Here is a 21,439-nt window from a genome sequence, read left to right on the forward strand (position 1 = left end):
CGGGCACCGGGTACGGACGGCGGACCGCGGCAGGAGCACATTTCGCACATGGATGCCGAACAGGTGAACCCGGCCGGGGCCCAGGACGCCCTGGAACCCGGTCAGCAGCACGCACAGGACGAGGCCCGCGGCCAGCAGCCGCCCGCCGGCGCGCAGGAGGCCCCGGCCACCGGTCGCGTCGGGCAGGACGCCCCCGGGACCGGAGCGGCCGAGAATCCCGCGGCGGGAAGCCCCGGGCAGGAGGCCCCCGTGGCCGAGCCCGTCGGGCAGGACGCCCCCGCGGGCGAGCCCGTCGGGCAGGACGCCCCCGGGACCGGAGCGGCCGAGAACCCCGCGGCGGGAAGCCCCGCGCAGGCGGCCCCCGCAGCCGGGCCCGCGGCGCACCAGGACCCGGCGAACGGCGCCGCCGCAGCTCCGGACACCGGCACCGCCGGTCACGGGGGTGCGGCCGCGGAGGCCGCCGGAGCGGGGACCGCCGCCGGGCCCGCCACGGAGACCGCCGCGACCGGCGCGGAGCCCGTGGCGGCCGGCGCCGAGCCCGCAGCGGCGCAGACCGCCGCGTCCCCGGCCGTGCAGGAGCCGGACGCACAGGAGCCGGACGCCCCGGCACCGCAGGGGACCGGCGCGGCGCGGACCGAGACCGACGTCCTCGACGTCGCCCCCGGAACGGCCCTGCCGGGCGAGCCCGAACCGCTGGCCGCCGCGCAGGAGGAGGCCGCGCCCGAGCACCCGGCGCCGAGCACGCCCGGGGCCGAGGAGGCGGCGGAGGACCTCGAGCCCGCCGGCCAGGCCGCCGACGAGGGACTGCGCAGCACCCCCGGCGACCGCGAGCCGGCCGCCTGGGAGCGGAGCGGCACCGGACCGCAGGACGCGGGACCGGACGCCGCCGAGCAGGCGTCCGGGACCCCGGACGCCCCGCACCGGGGCGCCGACGGGACGGCCGCACAGCGGCAGGACACCGACCGGCGCGCCGCGCAGCCCGCGGACGCCGACGGGACCGCCGCGCAGCGGCAGGTCACCGACCGGCGCGCCGCGCAGCCCGCGGACGCCGACGGGACCGCCGCACAGCGGCAGGACACCGACCGGCGCGCCGCGCAGCCCGCGGACGCCGACGGGACCGCCGCGCAGCGGCAGGTCCCGGAGCAGGAGTCCGGGGCGCCGGAGACCGAGCAGGACGAGGACCCCCTGACCGCCCTGAGCTCGGCCGTCACGGCGACCTCGATCATGTTCCACGCCCCGGACCTGGACCAGATCCGGCAGGCGGCGGAGGCCCGGGCGGCCCGCCGCCGGGAGGCCCGCCGCCGCCGCGAGGAGGAGGCCTCGTTCGAAGACCAGGGCGACGGCGTGGACGCCGAGACCGCCGAGGCCGAGGACGAGGGCGGGGAGCAGCCCGACGGACCGGTCACGAGCCGGCGCCGGCGCCGGCGCCGCCGCGGGGACGTCGACATGGAGCTCGTGGGCGGCAGCGACGACGACCCGCCCAACACCGTCACCCGCGTGCGCGCCCCGCGCGGCGCGGAACCGGCCGGACCCGACCAGGTCGTGGCCGTGAAGGGCTCCACCCGCCTCGAGGCCAAGAAGCAGCGCCGCCGCGAGTCCCGCCAGACGGGCCGCCGGCGCCAGGTGATCACCGAGGCCGAGTTCCTCGCCCGGCGCGAGTCGGTCGAGCGGCAGATGCTCGTGCGCCAGAAGGAGAACCGGATCCAGATCGGCGTGCTCGAGGACGGGGTGCTCGCCGAGCACTTCGTCTCCCACACGCAGCAGGACTCCCTGATCGGCAACGTCTATGTCGGCAAGGTCCAGAACGTGCTGCCCTCCATGGAGGCCGCGTTCATCGACATCGGGCGGGGCCGCAACGCCGTGCTCTACGCCGGCGAGGTCAACTGGGACGCGTCGCGCCTCGAGGGCGGCCCGCGCCGGATCGAGAACGCCCTGAAGTCCGGGGACTCGGTGCTCGTGCAGGTCACCAAGGACCCGGTCGGGCACAAGGGCGCGCGGCTCACGAGCCAGATCTCCCTGCCCGGGCGCTACCTCGTCTACGTGCCCGGCGGGTCGATGACCGGCATCTCCCGCAAGCTGCCCGACGTCGAGCGCAACCGGCTGAAGAAGATCCTCAAGGACCGGCTGCCGGACGGCGCCGGGGTGATCGTGCGCACCGCGGCCGAGGGCGCCTCGGAGGAGGAGCTCACCCACGACATCAACCGGCTGCGGGCGCAGTGGGAGCAGATCCAGGAGCGGGCGGGCTCCTCCAAGACCCTCGCCCCCGAGATGCTCTACGCGGAGCCGGACCTGACCATCAAGACCGTCCGGGACGTGTTCAACGAGGACTTCACGACGATGGTCGTCCAGGGCGAGGAGGCCTGGGACAACATCGAGGCCTACGTGACCTACGTGGCACCGGACCTCCTGGACCGGCTCAAGCGCTGGGACGAGGACGAGGACCTGTTCGTGCACTACCGGGTGGAGGAGCAGATCCAGAAGGCGCTGGACCGCAAGGTCTACCTCCCCTCGGGCGGCTCGCTCGTGATCGACCGCACCGAGGCGATGACCGTCGTCGACGTCAACACGGGCAAGTTCACCGGTTCCGGCGGCAACCTCGAGGAGACCGTCACCAAGAACAACCTCGAGGCCGCCGAGGAGATCGTGCGGCAGCTGCGCCTGCGCGACATCGGCGGGATCATCGTCATCGACTTCATCGACATGGTCCTCGAGACCAACCGCGACCTCGTGCTCCGGCGTCTCGTCGAGTGCCTGGGGCGCGACCGCACCAAGCACCAGGTCGCCGAGGTCACCTCGCTGGGCCTCGTGCAGATGACCCGCAAGCGCATGGGCACGGGCCTGCTCGAGGTCTTCTCGGAGCCGTGCGAGCACTGCGCCGGCCGCGGGGTCGTCGTCCACGACCACCCGCTCGAGGGCCGCGCCGGCGGGTCCGGCTCCGAGTCGCGCGAGCAGCGCCCGAACCGCACCGAGCGCAAGCGCAGCCGCCGCGGCGGCGCCGAGCAGCAGCCGCGGGCCGAGGCCCGCCCGGCCGAGGCGGATCCCGCGGAGAAGGCGAAGGCGGAGGCGGCCCGCACCGCGTTCGCGACCATCGCCGCCGCCACCCACCACGAGGTGCCGGCCGAGGCCGCCGCCGAGCACGCGGCGGCCGGAACGGCTCCCGCGGCGGAGGGGGCCCGGGGCGAGGAGAGCGAGGGCCGCTCGGAGGGATCCGGGCGCTCCCGCAAGAAGCGGCGCGGCAAGCGCAGCCGCAACCGGGGCCAGGGCGGCGAGTCCGCGCAGCGGCCGGAGCCCGGGGACCGTGAGGAGCCCCGCGGCGAGGACCGTGGCGAGGATCGCGGGGCCGCGCCCGAGCAGCAGGACGGCGCCGCGTCGCGCCTGACGATCAAGGGCGAGGTCATCGAGCTCCCGCAGGGCCACGCCGCGGCCGGTGAGCAGCCCGAGCGCCCTGCGGAGGGCGCCCGGCTGACGCTGGACTCCCTGGCCGACGCCTTCGGTGCCCCGGCGGACGCGCAGGCCGAGACCCCGGCGCGCCGTGCCCCCGAGCCGGCCCCGCGGCAGGAGCGTGCCCCGCGGGAGAAGCCGGCCCGCCAGGCGGAGCAGCCCCGCCGGCCGGAGCAGCCGCGGCAGGAGGAGCCGGCCCGCCCTGAGGAGCCCGCACGGCCCCGTCGTCGTTCCCGCCGGGCCAGCGCCCCGGCCGGACGGGCGGGCGAGGCGACGGTCACCGCCGAGGAGGCCGCGGCCGCCGAGGGCGCCCGCCACGTCGCGAAGCTGCCCGCCCGGCCCGCCGGGCAGGAGCGCCCGCAGGGCTCCGGTGCCCCGACCATCGTGGGCGTCGGCGTCAAGGCCGAGGACCTCACCAGCGGCCGCCCCGCCGGCGAGGGCTGAGCCCCGGCATCCCACCCTGCAGCACCCGGAAGGACCCCGGCCCGCGCGGCCGGGGTCCTTCCCCGTCCCGGACCCGGCGCGGCGACCGCGCACGGACCCCGGCCGGGCGGCCGGGGCCGTCCCCGCCCCGACCGCCGCACCGCCGGGCCCCGTGCCGGACCCGCCGCACCGCCGGACCCGCCGCACCGGTCCGGACCTGCCGGGCCCCGTGCCGCACGGGTGGCTAGACTGGCAGGACCACGTGACACGGGGTGCCGCGAGCAGCGGCTGAGATCACACCCGTCGAACCTGATCTAGTCAGTACTAGCGAAGGGATGTCGCAATGCGCGATGCCGTCTCCACCTCCCCGCCGCGGCCCGGGAGCGCCGCGCCCCCGGACCCCGCCCTCGCCGAGGCCGCCGCCGCGGCCCTCGAGCGGCTGCGCACGGCCGCCCCGCTCGTGCAGTGCATCACCAACACGGTGGTCGCCAACGTCACCGCCAACGTCCTGCTCGCCGTGGGCGCGTCCCCGGCGATGACCGACATCCAGGGGGAGGGCGGGGTGTTCGCCGAGCTCGCCGACGGGCTGCTCGTGAACACCGGCACGCCCTCCGCCGAGCAGCGCGGGGCGGCCTACGAGGCCGTCGGCGCCCGCTCCCGCGCGGGCCGGCCCTGGGTGCTGGACCCGGTGGCCGTCGGCGCGCTGCCCGTGCGCACCGCACTCGCCCGCGACCTGCTCGCCTTCCGCCCTGCCGTGGTGCGCGGCAACGCGTCCGAGGTGATCGGCCTCGCCGGCGGCGCCGGCGGCCGCGGCACGGACGCCACCGACGACGTCGACGCGGCGCGCGGGGCCGCCGCCGAGCTGGCCGCACGGGCCGGGTGCGCGGTCGCCGTGTCCGGGCCCGTGGACCTGGTGCGCTCCGCCGGTGGGGCGGTCGTGCGCGTCCCCCACGGGAGCGCGATGCTGACCCGCATCACCGGCGGCGGCTGCGCCCTCGGGGCCCTGACGGCCGCGTTCACCGCCGTGGCGGAGGACCCGGCGGCCGCGGCCGTCGCGGCCACCACCGTCTACACCCTGGCCGCCGAGGACGCCGCGGCCACCGCCGGGGGGCCGGGGTCCTTCGCCGTGAACCTGCTGGACCGGCTGCACGGGATCACCCCGGAGCAGGTCGCCGCCCGGGCCCGGCTCGTGCGCGAGGAGGACGGCCGGTGAGCGCCCGCCTCGATCCCGCCGCCCTCGTCCTGCACCTAGTGACCGACACCGCCCTCAGCGCCCCGCGCCGGGTTCCCGACGTCGTCGCGGCCGCCGTGGCCGGTGGCGCCGGCATGGTCCAGGTCCGGGACAAGCGCGCCACCGCCCGCGAGCTCACGGCCCTGCTCGTGGCCGTGGCCGAGCGCGTGGGCCGTGCGGTGCCCGTGCTCGTCGACGACCGCGCCGACGTCTACCTCGCGGCCCGGGCCGCGGGGGCCCCCGTGGCGGGGGTGCACGTGGGGCAGGCCGACCTGCCCGTCGAGCTCGCCCGCCGCGTCGTGGGCCCGGACGCGGTCCTGGGCCTGAGCGCGGCCTCGGCCGGGGAGCTGGCCGCCGCCTCGGCGCTGCCCCCGGGCACCGTGGACTACCTCGGTGTGGGCGCCGTGCACGCCACGCGCACCAAGCCCGACCACCCCGAGCCGCTCGGGGTCGAGGGCTTCGCCCGCGCCGCCGCCCGCACGGGCCTGCCGTGCCTGGCCATCGGCGGGGTGCGCGTCGAGGACGCCGCCCCGCTGCGGGCCGCCGGGGCCGCCGGGCTCGCGGTGGTCTCGGGGATCTGCGCGGCCCCGGACCCCGCCGCCGCGGCCGCCCGCTATGTGCGGGCCTTCGCCGCGTCCGGCCGTGCGCCGGGCGCCGGGCCGGACGGGCCGCCGGAACCGGCCGCGGCCGGCCCCGCCGCGGGGGAAGGGGCCCGATGAGCGCGCGCGTGCCCCGCGTCCTGGCCGTGGCCGGCACCGACCCCACCGGCGGGGCGGGCCAGCACGCGGACCTGAAGTCGATCGCCGCGATGGGCGGCTACGGGATGAGCGCCGTGACCGCCGTCGTCGTGCAGAACACCCTCGGCGTGCGCTCGGTGCACGTCCCGCCCGCCGAGGTCCTCACCGCCCAGCTGGAGGCGGTCAGCGACGACGTCGTGATCGACGCCGTGAAGATCGGCATGCTCGGCTCGGTGCCCGTGATCGAGGCCGTCGCCCGGTGGCTGGCCGAGCACCGCCCGCCGGTCGTGGTGCTCGACCCGGTCATGGTCGCCACCAGCGGCGGGCGCCTGCTCGAGCCCGACGCCGAGGACGCCCTGCGCGCCGTGCTCGGGCTCGCCGACCTCGTCACCCCCAACCTGCAGGAGCTGGCCGTGCTGGCGGGGGAGGACCCGGCCCCGTCGTGGACCGCCGCGCTCGCCCAGGGCCACCGCGTGGCCCGGACCCACGACGTGCTCGTGCTCGTCAAGGGCGGGCACCTCGCCGGGGACCGGACCCCGGACGCCCTCGTGGGGCCCGGCTCGCCGGAGCCGCTCGTGGCCCTCGACGGCGCCCGCGTGCCCACGGCCAACTCCCACGGCACCGGCTGCTCCCTCTCCTCGGCCCTGGCCACCCTCCAGGTCCGGCACGGGGACTGGCCGACGAGCCTGCGGATCGCCCGCGAGTGGCTGCGCGGCGCGCTGGCGGAGGCCGACGGGCTCGAGGTGGGCGGCGGCAGCGGACCGGTCCACCACTTCCACCACGTCCAGGACGCCCTCGCCTCCTGGGGCACGGCACCGGAGCGGTTCAGCGACGAGCTGTGGGCCGACTCCGCCGGGGTGCGCCGGCAGATCGAGGAGCTGGAGTTCGTGCGCCGGCTCGGCGACGGCCGGCTCGCGCCGGAGCCGTTCCTGGCCTACCTCGACCAGGACCTGCAGTACCTGGAGCACTACGGCCGGGCGCTGGCCCAGCTGGCGGCGCGCGCCCCGGACGAGGCCTCCCGGCGGTTCTTCGCCGCGGGCTCGGTGAGCTGCACCGAGACGGAGGCCGAGCTGCACCGGGCCCGGCTGCGCCAGGCCGGGCGGGAGCGCCCCGCCGCCGCGGGGCCGACCACCCGCCGGTACACCGCGTTCCTGCTGGCGGCCACGGCCGCCGAGCCGTACCCGGTGGGCCTGGCCGCGGTGCTGCCGTGCTACTGGGTCTACGCGGAGGTCGGCCGCCACCTCCAGGGGCTGGCCGAGGCCGCCGGGCACGCCGAGCACCCGTACGCGGACTGGCTGGCCACCTACGCCGACGAGGGGTTCCAGGAGGCCACCCGCACGGCCCGCCGGCTGCTCGACGAGGCGGCCCGGGAGGCCTCCCCGGCGCTGCGCGAGCGGATGCGGGAGGCGTTCCTGGAGGCGTGCGCGCTCGAGCGGGACTTCTTCGCGGCACCCCTCGAACCGACGCTCGCCGGCACCGCCGCCGGACCGGGCGGACAGGGGTGTGCCGGGGCCGGGGCGGCGGGTCGTTTGCCGCGGGTTGGCGCGATCGAGTAGTCTTGACCCTCGGTGCCATGCCTGGTGCGCGCGCGTTCGACTCCGGACGCCCCGCCCGGCGGCACATGCGGGTGCAGTTCCTGAAATTGCGGCGACCCTGCGCTGACCACGGTTCGGTCCCACGGCCCGGTCACCGGCGGCTCGTCTCAACGTCGTTGGTCCTGTCAGGTGTGCGCTCGACCCGAACTGTTCCATCAAAGACGTCGAGAGAAGTGAGTTCCCAAGTGGTGTACGCGATTGTCCGCGCTGGCGGCCGCCAGGAAAAGGTCTCCGTCGGAGACCTCGTTACCCTTGACCGCGTCGCCGGCGGTGCAGGCAGCACCATCCAGCTTCCTGCCCTGCTGCTGGTCGACGGGGACAAGGTGACCTCCGACGCCGGGACCCTGGCCAACGTCAAGGTCACGGCCGAGATCGTCGAGGACCTGCGCGGTCCCAAGATCTCCATCCAGAAGTTCAAGAACAAGACCGGCTACAAGAAGCGCCAGGGCTTCCGCGCCGAACTGACCACCGTCAAGGTGACCGGCATCGACGCCTGACCGTCCCGGTCCCCTCATCCGACAGCAGACGCCAGTCCTGACACGAAGGTAGGCACACCCCATGGCACACAAGAAGGGCGCGAGCTCCACCCGCAACGGCCGCGACTCCAACGCGCAGTACCTCGGCGTGAAGCGCTTCGGCGGCCAGACCGTCAACGCCGGCGAGATCCTCGTCCGCCAGCGCGGCACCCACTTCCACCCCGGCCAGAACGTCGGCCGCGGCGGGGACGACACCCTGTTCGCCCTGGCCGCCGGCCAGGTCGAGTTCGGCACCCGCCGGGGCCGGAAGGTCGTCAACATCCAGGCTGCCGCCGAGTAGTCCCCGGGCCGGCCCCGCCGGCCCCGGTGCGGGCACCGCCCGCACCACCCATGCCTGATGCCGTAGAGGGTGGGTGCTTCCAGCGCCCGCCCTCTACAGTCTTAAGCGGCCCCTCCCGCGGGCCCACGACACCGAGGAGTTCCCGTGGCCAGTTTCGTCGACCGCGTCGTCCTGCACGTCTCCGGCGGCAACGGCGGGCACGGCTGCGTGTCCGTGCGCCGCGAGAAGTTCAAGCCGCTCGGCGGCCCCGACGGGGGCAACGGGGGCGACGGCGGGGACGTGGTGCTGCGCGTCGACGGGCAGACGACCACCCTGCTCAACTACCACCACGCCCCGCACCGCGCCGCGCAGAACGGCGGCCCCGGCAAGGGCGACCTGCGCCACGGCCACCGCGGCGAGGACCTCGTGCTCTCGGTGCCCGACGGCACGGTCGTGAAGGACGCCGAGGGCAACGTCCTGGCCGACCTGGTCGGCGAGGGCGCCGAGTTCGTGGCCGCGGCCGGCGGGCAGGGCGGGCTCGGCAACGCCGCGCTGGCCTCCGTCAAGCGCAAGGCCCCCGGCTTCGCCCTCCTGGGCATCCCCGGGTCCTCCCGGGACATCGTGCTCGAGCTGAAGTCCATCGCGGACGTCGCCCTCGTCGGCTATCCCTCCGCGGGCAAGTCCAGCCTCGTGGCGGCGGTCAGCGCCGCCCGCCCCAAGATCGCCGACTACCCCTTCACCACCCTCGTGCCCAACCTCGGCGTCGTCCAGGCCGGGGACGTGCGCTACACGGTCGCCGACGTCCCCGGGCTGATCCCCGGTGCCTCGGAGGGGAGGGGCCTCGGGCTGGAGTTCCTCCGCCACGTCGAGCGCTGCGCGGCCCTCGTGCACGTGCTCGACTGCGCGACCCTCGAGCCCGGCCGCGACCCGGTCACCGACCTCGACACGATCGAGGCGGAGCTGGCCGCCTACACCGTGGACGACGCCCTCGACGGCGGGGGAGCCGTCCCGCTCACCGAACGCCCGCGGCTCGTGGCGCTGAACAAGGTGGACGTGCCCGAGGCCCGCGAGCTGGCCGAGTTCGTCCGCCCCGAGCTCGAGTCCCGCGGCTACCGGGTCTTCGAGATCTCCACCGCCTCCCACGAGGGTCTGCGCGCGCTGACCTTCGCCATGGCCGAGGTCGTGGCCGAGGCGCGCGCCGCCCGGCCGGCCGCACAGGAGGCCCCCCGCGTGGTCCTGCGGCCCAAGGGGGTGCGCGGGCCCGGCTTCACCATCACCCGCGAGGAGCGCAACCTCGAGCCGCTGTGGCACGTGCGCGGGGACAAGCCCGAGCGCTGGATCCAGCAGACCGACTTCAACAACGAGGAGGCCGTGGGCTACCTCGCCGACCGGCTGGCCAAGCTCGGCGTCGAGGACGAGCTGTTCCGCCAGGGCGCCCGCCCGGGCGACGCCGTGCTGATCGGCCCCGAGGACAACGGCGTGGTCTTCGACTGGGAGCCCACCATGGTCGGCGGCGCGGAGCTGCTCGGCGGGCCCCGCGGCACCGACCTGCGCCTGGCCGAGTTCGACCGGCCCACCCGCGAGCAGAAGCGCCGCGAGCACCAGGAGCGCAAGGACGCCAAGGCGGCCGCGCGCGCCGAGCTCGAGGAGGAGCGCCTCGCCGGGGTCTGGACGGAGTCCGTGCAGGCCCGCCGCGGCACCGCCCCGCAGGCCCCGGACGAGGAGCCCGGCGCCTGACCCGGCCCGGGCCGTCCCGCCGGACGGCCCGTCGTACGGTGCGGCGCCGCGGGTGGACCCCGCCGCCCACCGGCCCGCTTCCCGACCCACCGTTCGACCCCCACGACGCCGCCGTCCGCGGCGGCAGGCCCGGGCGCCCGTCGCGCCGGGCCGCGCGGCGGGCCCGCGCCCCGTACACTTCCGGATCAGCGGCACGGCCCACCGCACGCACTCCGCCCGCACCCACCCGATCCACCGACCAGCCCGAGCACCGAACGGCGCCCCGAGACCGAAGGACGACCCAGAGGATGAGCGAGAACACGCAGGAGCACGCGATCGACGTCGAGCAGCTGGAGGAGGTCGCGGAGAAGTCCGCGATCCAGCTCAGCGCCGAGAACCGGGGGAAGAACCGCCGCAGCCCCGTGCACCGCCGGGAGGACATCCCACGGGCCCATCGGGTCGTCGTGAAGGTCGGCTCGTCGTCGCTGACCTCGATCGAGAGCTCCATCGACGAGCAGGCGGTCCGCACGATCGTCGACGCCCTCGGCGGGGCGAAGTCGCGGGGGATCGAGCTGGTCTTCGTCTCCTCCGGCGCGATCACCGCGGGACTGGCGCCCCTGGGCCTGTCCCGGCGGCCGAAGAACCTGGCGGGCAAGCAGGCGGCGGCCGCCGTGGGCCAGGGCCTGCTGATGGGCCGCTACATCGAGTCCTTCGCCCGCTACGGCGTGACCGTGGGGCAGGTGCTGGTCACCGCCGAGGACCTGATGCGCCGCACGCACTACCAGAACACCCACCGCCAGATCGAGCAGCTGCTCGACTTCGGGGTGCTGCCCATCGTCAACGAGAACGACGCGGTCTCCAGCGCCGAGATCAAGTTCGGCGACAACGACCGCATCGCGGCGCTGATCGCGCACCTCATCAAGGCCGACGTCCTGCTGCTGCTCTCCGACGTCGACGCCCTCTACACGAAGGACCCCCGCAAGGGCGGCGAGCGGATCCCCGTGGTCGAGGACCCGCTCAAGGACCTCGAGGGCGTGCAGATCGGCTCCGTGGGCCGGGCCGGGGTGGGCTCCGGCGGCATGGTCACCAAGGTGCAGGCCGCCCGCATCGCCGCGGCCTCCGGCATCCCCGCCCTGGTGACCTCCGCGCAGAAGATCGACGCCGCCCTGGCCGGGGAGGACGTCGGCACGTGGTTCGCCACCACCGGCGGGCGGCGCAACGTCCGGCTGCTGTGGCTGGCCCACCTCGCCGACATCCAGGGCTCCCTGACCCTCGACGACGGCGCCGTGAAGGCCATCCGCCACCGCAACTCCCTGCTGGCCGCCGGCGTCACCGACGTCACCGGCAGTTTCGAGGCGGGCGACCCCGTGGTGATGCGCGACCAGAAGGGCCGGGACATCGCCCACGGGCTGTGCAACTACTCCTCCGAGGAGATCCCGCCCATGCTCGGGAAGAAGACCTCCGTGCTGGCCGAGGAGCTGGGCGAGGACTACAGCCGCGAGCTCGTCCACGTGAACAACCTCGTGGTCCTGCGCCCGCGCGGCGCACGGACTAAGCTGAAGAAATGACTTCAGCCGCACAGCAGACCGAAGCCACCAACGAGCGGGACGAGCGCAGCGGCAAGGCGATCGTCTCGGACACCGGGGTCATTGCGACCTTCGGGGAGGATCCCGTCGCCGGGGTCTCGGCCATGGCCGACGACTCCCGGACCTCCGCCAAGGTCCTCGCCCGCGCCACGCGGGCCTGGAAGGACCGTGCCCTGCACGCCATGGCGGACCGGATCGAGCGCAAGCAGGAGATCGTGCTGGCCGCCAACGCCAAGGACCTCGAGCGCGGCCGCGTCAACGGCGTCTCCGAGGCCCTGCTCGACCGCCTCAAGCTCGACGCCGGCCGGGTGAGCGCCCTCGCCGACAGCCTGCGCGAGCTCGCCGCGCTGCCCGACCCCGTGGGCGGGGTCGTGCGCGGGCGCACCCTGCCCAACGGGCTGCGCATGCGCCAGGTGCGGGTGCCCCTGGGCGTGGTCGGGGCCATCTACGAGGCCCGCCCGAACGTGACCGTCGACATCGCCGGGATCGCCCTGAAGTCCGGCAACGCGGTGCTCCTGCGCGGCGGCTCGGCCGCCGAGGAGAGCAACCGCGCGCTCGTGGGCATCATCCGCGACGCCCTCGCCGACGTGAAGCTGCCCGTGGACCTCGTGCAGAGCGTCGACGAGTACGGCCGGGAGGGCGCCAACGCCCTCATGGGCGCCCGCGGCAAGGTGGACGTCCTCATCCCGCGCGGCGGGCACGGGCTGATCCAGTCCGTCGTCCAGAACGCCAAGGTCCCCGTGATCGAGACGGGCGAGGGCAACGTGCACCTGTTCGTCGACGCCACCGCCCCGAAGCAGATGGCCGTGGACGTCGTCGTCAACGCCAAGACGCACCGCACCAGCACCTGCAACACGACCGAGACCCTGCTGCTGCACAGCGGCTTCGAGCACGGCGCGGCCGTGCTCTCCGCCCTGGACCGCGCCGGGGTCACCCTGCACGTCGACGAGCGCGCCGAGCAGCTGCTTCCCCCGGGCAGCGACCGCCACGTGCGCGCCACGGAGGAGGACTGGGGCACGGAGTACCTGTCCATGGACCTCGCCGTGAAGGTCGTCGACGACCTCGACGAGGCCCTCGCCCACATCGACCGGTGGTCCACCCGGCACACCGAGGCGATCGTGACCAACGACCTCGCCCACGCCGAGCGCTTCGTGGCCGAGATCGACGCCGCGGCGGTCATGGTCAACGCCTCGACCCGCTTCACCGACGGCCAGCAGCTCGGCCTGGGCGCGGAGGTCGGGATCTCCACGCAGAAGATGCACGCCCGCGGCCCGATGGGCCTCGAGGAGCTGACGACCACCAAGTGGATCGTCCAGGGCGACGGGCACGTCCGCCCCTGACCCGGTCGGGGCGGGCCCGCGGCGGATTCAGTACGATGTGAACCGTCCGGGCCCGCCGACCGCGCGGGGTGCGGACCGCCCACCGACCACCTGCCGTCCCGGCGGCACCAGAAGGGAAACCCATGCTGCAGCAGATCGCCACCACCGTCCTGGCCGCCACCGAGGAGGCCGGCCACGGAGCCGCCGAGGCCGGCATCCCCCCGGAGGTCTGGGGGCTCGGCACCTTCGCGATCCTCCTGACGCTGTTCGTGGTGACCCTCTCCTACAGCAACCGGTCCCTGAGCCCCGAGGCCGGCCGGCACGCGGACCCCGCGGCGCTGCCCGCCGAGGAGCAGGCCATGCTCGACGAGTACCACGCCAAGCGCCACGCCTGAGCCCGGAGACGCCCGCCCCGTGACGACCGCCTCCCAGGACGCCGCACCCAGCCGCGAGCTGCCCGCGACGGGGACCTCGATCCCGCCCCGCACCCCCGGCCGGACCCGGCTGGGGGTGATGGGCGGGACCTTCGACCCCATCCACCACGGTCACCTGGTGGCGGCCTCCGAGGTCGCGGGGGAGTTCGACCTCGACGAGGTCGTCTTCGTCCCCACCGGGCACCCGTGGCAGAAGTCCCACAAACGGGTCAGCCCCGCGGAGCACCGCTACCTCATGACGGTCATCGCGACCGCGTCGAACCCCCGCTTCACCGTCAGCCGCGTGGACATCGAGCGCGAGGGCCCGACCTTCACGATCGACACCCTGCGGGACCTGCGCCGGCTGCGGCCGGAGGCGGACCTGTTCTTCATCACGGGCGCGGACGCGATGGCGGAGATCATCACGTGGAAGGGCGCCGAGGAGCTGTGGGAGCTCGCCCACTTCGTGGGGGTCACCCGCCCCGGCCACGAGCTGGCGGCACCGGTGGGCTCGAGCGGGGTGACGCTGCTCGAGGTCCCGGCGATGGCGATCTCCTCGACCGACTGCCGCACCCGCGTCGCCCGCCACCAGCCCGTCTGGTACCTCGTGCCCGACGGCGTGGTGCAGTACATCGGCAAGTACGGGCTCTACCTCGACGACGAGGACGGCTCCGCGAGCACGGACGGCTCCGGGGCGCGCCCGGTGGGCGCACCCCTCCCGGCCCGCGGGAGCACGGCGTGAGGCCCGCACGGGGAGGGTCCGACGACGACGCCCGCCGCGGCCCGGACGCCGCCGGCCCACCGGAGCCCGGCACGGCCGGGGACATTCCCGTCCCCGCGCCGGGAGGCACGGTCCCCGCATCACCGGGGGCCGGGCCCGGCGGCACCGCCGCGGCGGTGCCCGCCGAGGACCCCGGCGTCCCTGCGGCCCCCGCCCCGGACGCGCCCGGCGCCGGATCGCCGGCGGCGCCGGAGCCGGACGTCGCGCCCGGGACGACGACCGCCGCGCGCGACGTGCCCGCCGCCCCGGCACCGGAGGACACCACCCCCGTGGCCGGTCCGGCCCCCGTCATCGACCTGGGCGACGACGCCGTGCCGGTGCGCCCGGCCAAGCCCCTGGGCCCGCGCCGGCTCGCACGCCTCCAGCGCGAGCTGGCCGAGCGTGCCCGCGAGCTCGACGAGCACGGCGCGGACCCCGAGCAGCGCCGCATGCTGGAGAAGCAGCAGCGCTTCGCGGCCCTCGCCGCTGCGGCGGCCGCGGCGAACACCCCCGCCCCGGACCCGGACGACCGCGGCACCGGCGAGAGTCCCGCCCAGCGCGGTGCGGGCGGGACCGGACCTGCGCTCGAGGGCGTCGACGCGGCCGGGCACGTGACCGTGGCCGCCGGAGCGGGCCGCGGCCCGCTGCTCGAGGGCGTCGACGGGCCGGAGGTCCCGCCCATCGGCCCGACGGCCCCGACGGCGGAGGAACCGGGGGAGGAGCGGGACCGGATCACCGTGGTCTTCCCCGGCGCCCCGGGCGGCTCGGACGATCCCGGGGCCCACGACCCCGTGCGCGTGGACCCCGGGCTGTTCACCTCCCGGCTCGCCCCCGAGGAGCTCGCCGCGCTGACGCACGTGGAGATCCTGCCGGCCGGACCCGCCGAGGACGTCCCCGCCGCCGGAACCCCGGCAGCGGGGGACCGGCCCGCGCCGACCCGCCCGGCGGACGCCGGGACGGACGGAGGACCCGTCGCCGCACCGACGGCGGGGGGTCCCGCCGCGCCCGGGACGCACGGTCCCGCATCCGGCCCGGAGGAGCCCGCCGGCCCGGAGGAGTTCCCCGGTCCGGGCCCCGGCTCCCAGCCGCTCGCCGGCCCCGCGGGAGCCGGTCCCGGGGCGTCCCCCGGACCGGGTCCGCTCGGCGGGCCCGAGGAGGAGCCGGAGCCGCCCGCGGCACCGGTGCCCGCCTCGACCGCGGGCGGCCTCGAGCTGCTCGAGGTCCGGGAGTACCGCCGCCGCGGCGGCACGGGCCTGCTCGTGGCACTGCTGCTGGCGCTCGTCGCGGCCCTCGTCGTCGTCCTCGTGCTCTTCGTGCTCTGACACCGCCCGTCCGCGCGGTCCGTCCGTGCCGCACACCCTCCCCACCGACCCGCGCCGCGGGTCCGCACCTCCGGTCCGCCGGGAAAGGAACCCCTTTGACTGTCAACGACCTGTCCCTGTCCATCCTGCGCGTCGCCGCCTCGGCGGCGGACGCGAAGCAGGCCCACGACATCGTGGCCCTCGACGTCAGCGACGCGCTCGGGATCACCGACGCCTTCCTCGTGGCCTCGGCCTCCAACGAGCGGCTCGTCAACGCCGTCGTGGACGAGATCGAGGAGAAGCTCATCGAGCAGCTCGACCTGCGGCCCCTGCGCCGCGAGGGCCGCTCCGAGGGACGGTGGGTGCTGCTCGACTACGGGGACGTCGTCATCCACGTCCAGCACGACGAGGACCGGGCCTTCTACGCGCTCGAGCGGCTGTGGCGCGACAGCCCCGTCGTCGACCTCGGGCTGCCGGCGTCCCGCGGTGGAACCGCCGCGGGCCCGGACGGGGCGGGTGCGGAGGTCCGCGGGGCGACCGGCCCGGCCGATTTGCACGGACCCGGAACGCCTGCCTAAGATGAATGCGTTGCCCCGGGGAGCACGGGAGCGGCGAGGGAGGAGATCCCGAGCCTGTGATAGTGTTCCGGAAGGCAACGGCCTGGGGCTGTGGCGCAGCTGGTAGCGCATTTGCATGGCATGCAAAGGGTCAGGGGTTCGAGTCCCCTCAGCTCCACCAGGAACGAGCGGCGGGCCCGTCCTTCGGAAACGAAGGACGGGCCCGCCGCTCGTCGTCGTGCCGGGGGGCCGGGCGCCCCTGCGCGCCGGCCCGGCGTGCCGGGCTCGTGCCCGTCGCCGGACCGATCCCGCACCCGGGAGCGGCCACCCCTGCCGGAACGGATGCCGCCGCGCTGTCTCCGCCCCCGCGCCCGCATCACCGGCACGGCCCCGCCACCGGTGCACCCGTGTCCCCGCCGCAATCCCGTCGCTGGTGCGCCGTCGGCACGGATGCCGCCGCTCCGCTGCCGTCCTCGCGCTGCGCCCACCGCCTCGCCGCCGCCACCGCCGCGCCCGGTCCTGCCGCAGCGCCGGTGCACCCCGCCCCGGTGTCGCATTCCCGGCCCTTCGCACCCGCCTCTTCCGCCGGGGCGGCACCGCTGTTAGCGTCTGCACCACGGCGGAACGTGACATGTCCCACATCTGGTCACCGTCCGCCGCCGATGCGCCGTCAGCGGCGGCGCCCGTCCGAGCGGAAGAGGCCAGCATGGCAGGCAACAGAGCGGTCGCCTACAAGGGACCGGGCAAGGTCGAGGTCATCGACACGGACTACCCGACGTTCGAGCTCCAGGACGGCCCGGGGGTGAACCCGGCCAACGTCGGCCGGAAGGTGCCCCACGGCGTGATCCTGAAGACGGTCAGCACCAACATCTGCGGCTCGGACCAGCACATGGTTCGCGGACGCACCACGGCGCCCACGGATCTCGTCCTGGGCCACGAGATCACGGGCGAGGTCGTGGAGTGCGGCCCCGACGTGGAGTTCATCAAGGTCGGGGACATCGTCTCCGTGCCCTTCAACATCTCCTGCGGGCGCTGCCGCAACTGCAAGGAGCGCAAGACGGGCATCTGCCTCAACGTCAACCCCGACCGCCCCGGCTCGGCCTACGGCTACGTCGACATGGGCGGATGGGTCGGCGGGCAGGCCGAGTACGTCCTCGTGCCCTACGCGGACTGGAACCTGCTGAAGTTCCCGGACCGGGACCAGGCGCTCGAGAAGATCATGGACCTCACCATGCTCTCGGACATCCTGCCCACCGGCTTCCACGGGGCCTACACGGCGGGCGTCGGCGTCGGCTCGACCGTCTACGTCGCCGGGGCCGGGCCCGTGGGCCTGGCGGCGGCGGCCTCGGCGCAGCTGCTCGGCGCGGCCGTGGTGATCGTGGGCGACCTCAACGAGGACCGCCTCGCCCAGGCCCGCAGCTTCGGCTGCGAGACGGTGGACGTCTCGAAGGGCGACCCGCGCGACCAGATCGAGCAGCTCCTGGGCGTGCCGGAGGTCGACTGCGGCGTGGACGCCGTCGGCTTCGAGGCCCGCGGACACGGCAAGGACGCCTCGCACGAGGCCCCGGCCACCGTGCTGAACTCCCTGATGGACCTCACGGCGGCCGGCGGTGCCCTCGGCATCCCCGGTCTCTACGTCACCGGCGACCCGGGGGCGGTCGACGAGGCGGCCAAGAAGGGCTCGCTGTCCATCAGCCTCGGCACCGGCTGGGCCAAGTCCCTGTCCTTCACCACGGGCCAGTGCCCCGTGATGAAGTACAACCGCCAGCTGATGATGGCGATCCTGCACGACCGGATCCAGATCGCGAAGGCCGTCAACGCCAAGGCCATCTCCCTGGACCAGGCCCCGCAGGGCTACGCCGAGTTCGACCAGGGCGCCGCCACCAAGTACGTCCTGGACCCGAACGGCTACCTGGCCACCGCCTGACCGGCCCGCGGCCCCGGCCGGCGCACCCCGTCCCGAGGACCTCCCGCCACGGGAGACCTCCTCCCCGGAGGGGCGCGCCGGCCGGGGCCGTGCCGTGCGCCCGCGCACGGCACGGGCGGGCCCTGTGGAAGACTGGCGGCATGGCCACGACGACCGACAGCTCGGAGCTCAAGCAGACCGTCGACCAGGTGACCGAGGAGGCCATCAACGTCGGCTACCGGCTCGAGCAGCGGTTCCACCGCTTCCGGCAGCGCCGGGCCGAGGCCCGCGGGGACATCCCGGTGATGGTGGCCTTCGAGGGCTACGGCTCGGAGCACCACGTGCGGGTCCTGGGCCGGGCGCTGCTGAAGTCCCGCGGGCTGATCGAGTCCACGGACGAGAGCGCCGAGTCGATCCGCGGCTGGCGCTCCTTCACCGCGGTGCCCATCGCCTTCGCCCACGTCAACGTCTGGATCGACGACTACGAGTTCCACCTCGTCGCGGACAAGGGCGGGGTCGTCGACGTCGACCTGCAGGTCGGCCTCGCCCCCGGGGAGCACACCGTGTGGATGCAGACCGAGGGCTCGGAGGTGGTCGAGGCCCGGGTGTTCGTGGTGGCCGACGACCAGCGGATCGGGATCGTCTCCGACATCGACGACACCGTCATGGTCACCGCCCTGCCCCGGCCGCTGCTGGCCGCGTGGAACTCCTTCGTCCTCAACGAGCACGCCCGCAGCGCGACGCCGGGGATGCCCGTGCTCATGGAGCGGCTGCTGCGCCGCCACCGCGGGGCCCCGTTCCTCTACCTGTCCACGGGGGCGTGGAACGTGGCCCCGACCCTGCGCCGCTTCCTCTCCCGCAACGCCTACCCCTCGGGCGCGCTGCTGCTCACCGACTGGGGCCCCACGACCGACCGCTGGTTCCGGGCCGGGGCGGCCCACAAGGTGCACAACCTGGAGCGCCTGGTGACGAACTTCCCCGAGGTCCGCTGGATCCTCGTCGGCGACGACGGCCAGCACGACCCCGAGATCTACAGCGGCTTCGCCCAGCGCTACCCGGAGCACGTCGCCGCCATCGTCATCCGCAACCTCTCGCCGACGGAGGCGGTCCTGGCGGGGCACCCGCTCGTCGCGGAGGAGCGGCGGGTGCGCATCCCCGAGGGCGTCCTGTGGATCCAGGCCAACGACGGCGCCTCCCTGTCCCGGCAGCTCGCGGAGCACGGGCTGCTCTGAGACGGGGTTGCTCCGAGCCAGGGCGGCTCGACGCGCGGCCCGGGCTCGGGGTGCGGTCCGGTCACAGGCGGGCGCGGTGTGCGCCGACCGCGGCCGGCACGGTCCGGGCCCGCGCCGCCCCGGCCGCGTCCGTGGCCGCTCTCGCACCGTCCGGGCACTGCCGGCCGCCTTCGCCCGACCCGGAGCCGCTCTCGCTCCGTCCGGGACCGGCCGACGGCAGGGCTCCGGCCCGACCACCCCGACCACCCCGACCGCCCTGCCGCCCCGGCGTCCGAGGGGCGCTCTACCCTGGGGGCATGACCGCCGCGCACTCCGCACCCGCCGCCCCGCCCGCACCTTCCGCCCCGGCTCCCCCCGGTGGGGAGGACGCGCCCTCCGGCGCCCGGACGCCCGGGGCGGTCCAGGAACTCGCGCCCGCGGAGGCCGCCGCGGTCGACGCCGCCGTGGCCCGCGCCCGGGCGGCGTTCGTGCCCGACCTCGGGCTCGAGGCGCGCCTGGACCGCCTGGACCGTCTCGAGACCCTCGTGCGGGAGCACCGCGAGGAGCTCGAGGAGGCGCTCGCCGCGGACCTCGGCAAGCCGCGCCAGGAGGCCTGGCTCACCGAGCTGGCCTTCACCCTCGAGGAGGTCGCCGGCCTGCGCCGGGGGCTGCCGCGCTGGACCGCCCCCGAGCGCACCCGGGTCCCGCTGAGCCTGGCCCCGGCCCGGGCCCGGACGGAGCGCCAGGCCCTCGGCACCGTGCTGGTGATCGCGCCGTGGAACTACCCGGTCCAGCTGGTCCTGGGGCCGCTGGCGGGGGCGCTGGCCGCCGGCAACACCGTCGTCGTCAAGCCCTCCGAGGTCACCCCGTCCGTCTCCCGGGTGCTCGCCCGCCTGCTCGAGCAGCACCTGGGGGACTGCACGAGCGTGGTCGAGGGCGGTGTGCCCGAGACCACCCGGCTGCTCGAGCACCGCTTCGACCACGTCTTCTACACGGGCAACGCACGGGTCGCACGCGTGGTCGCGGCCGCCGCGGCCCGGCACCTGACCCCCGTGACCCTCGAGCTGGGCGGGAAGTCCCCGGCGTGGGTGGACGCCACGACCGACCTGCGCACCGCGGCCCGCCGGATCGTGTGGGGGAAGTACCTCAACGCCGGCCAGACGTGCGTGGCCCCCGACCACGTCCTGGGCACCCCCGAGACCCTGGCGGCGCTCGAGCCGGAGCTCGTGCGGGCCGTCCGGCAGTTCCACGGGGAGGACCCGCGCCGCAGCGGCTCCTACGGGCGCATCGTCACCGAACGCCACCTCGAGCGGCTGACCCGCCTGCTGGCGCAGGTCCCGGCGGAGGACGTGGTGTGCGGAGGGCAGGCCGAGCCCGCGGAGCGCTACCTGGCCCCCACGGTCGTGCGCTCGGCCCCGGACGGGCCGTTCATGGCCGAGGAGATCTTCGGGCCGGTGCTGCCGTTGGTGCCGGTGGACTCCGCGGAGGCGGCCGTCGGGCTGATCACGGTGGGGGAGAAGCCGCTGGCCCTCTACGTCTTCAGCGAGGACCCCGCGGTGAAGGAGCTCTTCGCCCGCCGCACGTCCTCGGGCGGGCTGTCCTACAATGCCCCGCTGCTGCACCTGTCCCACCCCGAGCTGCCCTTCGGCGGCGTCGGGGCCTCGGGCACGGGGGCCTACCACGGGAGGCACTCCTTCGAGACGTTCTCCCACCGCCGCGCGGTCCTGGACAAGCCGCAGGCCCCCGACACCCTGCGGGTCGTCTACCCGCCCTACCGGGGGCTGCGGGCCCGGCTCGCGGCGGCCGCGATCGGGCGCCGCCGCGCCCGCCGCGGCTGAGCCGCCCCCGCCCGGAGGAGGTCGACACGCCGTGGCCGAAACTTAATTTCCTCCACCGCCGGAGGCCCTCCCCGGACGCACAGGCTGTGCATATCGGGGCGGTCCCCGCGGATTCCCGCGCGAGTCGGGGAGGGCCTCCTGTGGACGACGCAGGGGCCTCCTGGGGACATCTCGGGGGAGCCTGTGGAGAACCCCGAACACTGCATCTAGGGGCAACTTCCCCTTCCTGACACTAGATGTAGTATGAAAGCCAGTCCTCCGGAGAGACCCCTTCCCCCGCCGCAGCGCCCGGGAACCGAGGGTCCTCCGCCCGAAGAACGCCCGTCCGACCCAAGGGGAAACCGCGATGTCCGTGACCGTGTACAGCAAGCCGTCCTGCGTCCAGTGCAATGCCACCTACCGCGCCCTGACCAAGAAGGGCATCGAGTACACGGTCGTCGACGTCACCGAGGACGAGGCCGCCCTGGCCCACGTGCTCGCCCTGGGCTACCAGCAGGTCCCCGTGGTGGAGACCCCCCAGGAGCACTGGTCGGGCTACCGCCCGGACAAGATCACCTCCCTGGCGATGCTGCTGTCGGCCTGAGGCCGGCGCGCCGCCCGCTTCCCCGCG

At 75.6% G+C, this 21,439-nt stretch carries 17 protein-coding genes, 1 tRNA gene and 1 riboswitch; all 18 genes read left to right on the forward strand.

Features of this window, described 5'->3' with window-relative positions; genetic code table 11:
• Nucleotides 1-48: 48 nt before the first annotated feature.
• Nucleotides 49-3,885 (forward strand): ribonuclease E/G, encoded by a 3,837-nt coding sequence (locus LQU92_RS00200; RefSeq protein WP_230659611.1) that lies wholly within the window; start codon nt 49-51, stop codon nt 3,883-3,885.
• A gap of 237 nt (nt 3,886-4,122) precedes the next feature.
• Nucleotides 4,123-4,217: riboswitch (TPP riboswitch) on the forward strand.
• Nucleotides 4,208-5,077, forward strand: coding sequence for a hydroxyethylthiazole kinase (gene thiM, locus LQU92_RS00205; RefSeq protein ID WP_230659614.1), 870 nt, complete (start codon nt 4,208-4,210; stop codon nt 5,075-5,077). It overlaps the preceding riboswitch by 10 nt.
• Nucleotides 5,074-5,814: a thiamine phosphate synthase gene (thiE, locus tag LQU92_RS00210; protein WP_230659617.1), complete on the forward strand. Its 741-nt coding sequence runs from the start codon at nt 5,074-5,076 to the stop codon at nt 5,812-5,814. The genes thiM and thiE overlap by 4 nt, the downstream gene beginning before the upstream one ends.
• Nucleotides 5,811-7,388: a bifunctional hydroxymethylpyrimidine kinase/phosphomethylpyrimidine kinase gene (locus tag LQU92_RS00215; protein ID WP_230659620.1), complete on the forward strand. Its 1,578-nt coding sequence runs from the start codon at nt 5,811-5,813 to the stop codon at nt 7,386-7,388. The genes thiE and LQU92_RS00215 overlap by 4 nt, the downstream gene beginning before the upstream one ends.
• A gap of 224 nt (nt 7,389-7,612) precedes the next feature.
• On the forward strand, nt 7,613-7,924 hold the full coding sequence (rplU, locus tag LQU92_RS00220; RefSeq protein ID WP_058859034.1) for a 50S ribosomal protein L21: 312 nt from the start codon (nt 7,613-7,615) through the stop codon (nt 7,922-7,924).
• Between the two features lie 61 nt (nt 7,925-7,985).
• Entirely contained in the window at nt 7,986-8,243 is a 258-nt protein-coding gene (rpmA, locus tag LQU92_RS00225) for a 50S ribosomal protein L27 (protein WP_058859033.1), read from the forward strand.
• 144 nt (nt 8,244-8,387) lie between these two features.
• Nucleotides 8,388-9,959 (forward strand): GTPase ObgE, encoded by a 1,572-nt coding sequence (gene obgE, locus LQU92_RS00230; RefSeq protein WP_230659623.1) that lies wholly within the window; start codon nt 8,388-8,390, stop codon nt 9,957-9,959.
• Nucleotides 9,960-10,246: 287 nt separating this feature from the next.
• Nucleotides 10,247-11,506 carry a glutamate 5-kinase gene (proB, locus tag LQU92_RS00235; protein WP_083529428.1) on the forward strand — a complete coding sequence of 420 codons (1,260 nt, stop codon included), beginning with the start codon at nt 10,247-10,249 and terminating at the stop codon, nt 11,504-11,506.
• On the forward strand, nt 11,503-12,864 hold the full coding sequence (locus LQU92_RS00240; RefSeq protein WP_255666929.1) for a glutamate-5-semialdehyde dehydrogenase: 1,362 nt from the start codon (nt 11,503-11,505) through the stop codon (nt 12,862-12,864). The genes proB and LQU92_RS00240 overlap by 4 nt, the downstream gene beginning before the upstream one ends.
• 122 nt (nt 12,865-12,986) lie before the next feature.
• Nucleotides 12,987-13,238, forward strand: coding sequence for a hypothetical protein (locus tag LQU92_RS00245; protein WP_230659626.1), 252 nt, complete (start codon nt 12,987-12,989; stop codon nt 13,236-13,238).
• Nucleotides 13,239-13,356: 118 nt separating this feature from the next.
• Nucleotides 13,357-13,998 (forward strand): nicotinate-nucleotide adenylyltransferase, encoded by a 642-nt coding sequence (gene nadD / locus LQU92_RS00250; protein ID WP_230660631.1) that lies wholly within the window; start codon nt 13,357-13,359, stop codon nt 13,996-13,998.
• Nucleotides 13,999-14,306: 308 nt separating this feature from the next.
• Nucleotides 14,307-15,338 carry a hypothetical protein gene (locus LQU92_RS00255; protein WP_230660679.1) on the forward strand — a complete coding sequence of 344 codons (1,032 nt, stop codon included), beginning with the start codon at nt 14,307-14,309 and terminating at the stop codon, nt 15,336-15,338.
• Nucleotides 15,339-15,433: 95 nt separating this feature from the next.
• On the forward strand, nt 15,434-15,895 hold the full coding sequence (gene rsfS, locus LQU92_RS00260; protein ID WP_230659629.1) for a ribosome silencing factor: 462 nt from the start codon (nt 15,434-15,436) through the stop codon (nt 15,893-15,895).
• A gap of 84 nt (nt 15,896-15,979) precedes the next feature.
• Nucleotides 15,980-16,055, forward strand: a tRNA-Ala gene (locus LQU92_RS00265).
• A 525-nt stretch (nt 16,056-16,580) separates the two neighbouring features.
• Nucleotides 16,581-17,801, forward strand: a complete 1,221-nt coding sequence (fdhA, locus tag LQU92_RS00270; protein WP_101852186.1) for a formaldehyde dehydrogenase, glutathione-independent — start codon at nt 16,581-16,583, stop codon at nt 17,799-17,801.
• 140 nt (nt 17,802-17,941) lie between these two features.
• Nucleotides 17,942-19,012 (forward strand): App1 family protein, encoded by a 1,071-nt coding sequence (locus LQU92_RS00275; protein WP_230659632.1) that lies wholly within the window; start codon nt 17,942-17,944, stop codon nt 19,010-19,012.
• 296 nt (nt 19,013-19,308) lie between these two features.
• Entirely contained in the window at nt 19,309-20,829 is a 1,521-nt protein-coding gene (locus LQU92_RS00280; RefSeq protein WP_230659635.1) for an aldehyde dehydrogenase family protein, read from the forward strand.
• Between the two features lie 346 nt (nt 20,830-21,175).
• On the forward strand, nt 21,176-21,412 hold the full coding sequence (gene nrdH / locus LQU92_RS00285; RefSeq protein WP_058858993.1) for a glutaredoxin-like protein NrdH: 237 nt from the start codon (nt 21,176-21,178) through the stop codon (nt 21,410-21,412).
• Nucleotides 21,413-21,439 lie beyond the last annotated feature (27 nt).

This window comes from Kocuria sp. LUK, from assembly GCF_021012935.1.
In the GTDB taxonomy this organism is placed as follows: Bacteria; Actinomycetota; Actinomycetes; order Actinomycetales; family Micrococcaceae; genus Kocuria; species Kocuria flava.

Excerpts from the sequence above, each read along its gene's own strand:
- LQU92_RS00200 (WP_230659611.1), top strand. The coding sequence starts at position 49 with ATGGATGCCGAACAGGTGAACCCGGCCGGGGCCCAGGACGCCCTGGAA.
- thiM (WP_230659614.1), top strand. The coding sequence starts at position 4,208 with ATGCGCGATGCCGTCTCCACCTCCCCGCCGCGGCCCGGGAGCGCCGCG.
- LQU92_RS00215 (WP_230659620.1), top strand. The coding sequence starts at position 5,811 with ATGAGCGCGCGCGTGCCCCGCGTCCTGGCCGTGGCCGGCACCGACCCC.
- rpmA (WP_058859033.1), top strand. The coding sequence starts at position 7,986 with ATGGCACACAAGAAGGGCGCGAGCTCCACCCGCAACGGCCGCGACTCC.
- proB (WP_083529428.1), top strand. The coding sequence starts at position 10,247 with ATGAGCGAGAACACGCAGGAGCACGCGATCGACGTCGAGCAGCTGGAG.
- LQU92_RS00240 (WP_255666929.1), top strand. The coding sequence starts at position 11,503 with ATGACTTCAGCCGCACAGCAGACCGAAGCCACCAACGAGCGGGACGAG.
- LQU92_RS00245 (WP_230659626.1), top strand. The coding sequence starts at position 12,987 with ATGCTGCAGCAGATCGCCACCACCGTCCTGGCCGCCACCGAGGAGGCC.
- nadD (WP_230660631.1), top strand. The coding sequence starts at position 13,357 with ATGGGCGGGACCTTCGACCCCATCCACCACGGTCACCTGGTGGCGGCC.
- fdhA (WP_101852186.1), top strand. The coding sequence starts at position 16,581 with ATGGCAGGCAACAGAGCGGTCGCCTACAAGGGACCGGGCAAGGTCGAG.
- LQU92_RS00275 (WP_230659632.1), top strand. The coding sequence starts at position 17,942 with ATGGCCACGACGACCGACAGCTCGGAGCTCAAGCAGACCGTCGACCAG.
- LQU92_RS00280 (WP_230659635.1), top strand. The coding sequence starts at position 19,309 with ATGACCGCCGCGCACTCCGCACCCGCCGCCCCGCCCGCACCTTCCGCC.
- nrdH (WP_058858993.1), top strand. The coding sequence starts at position 21,176 with ATGTCCGTGACCGTGTACAGCAAGCCGTCCTGCGTCCAGTGCAATGCC.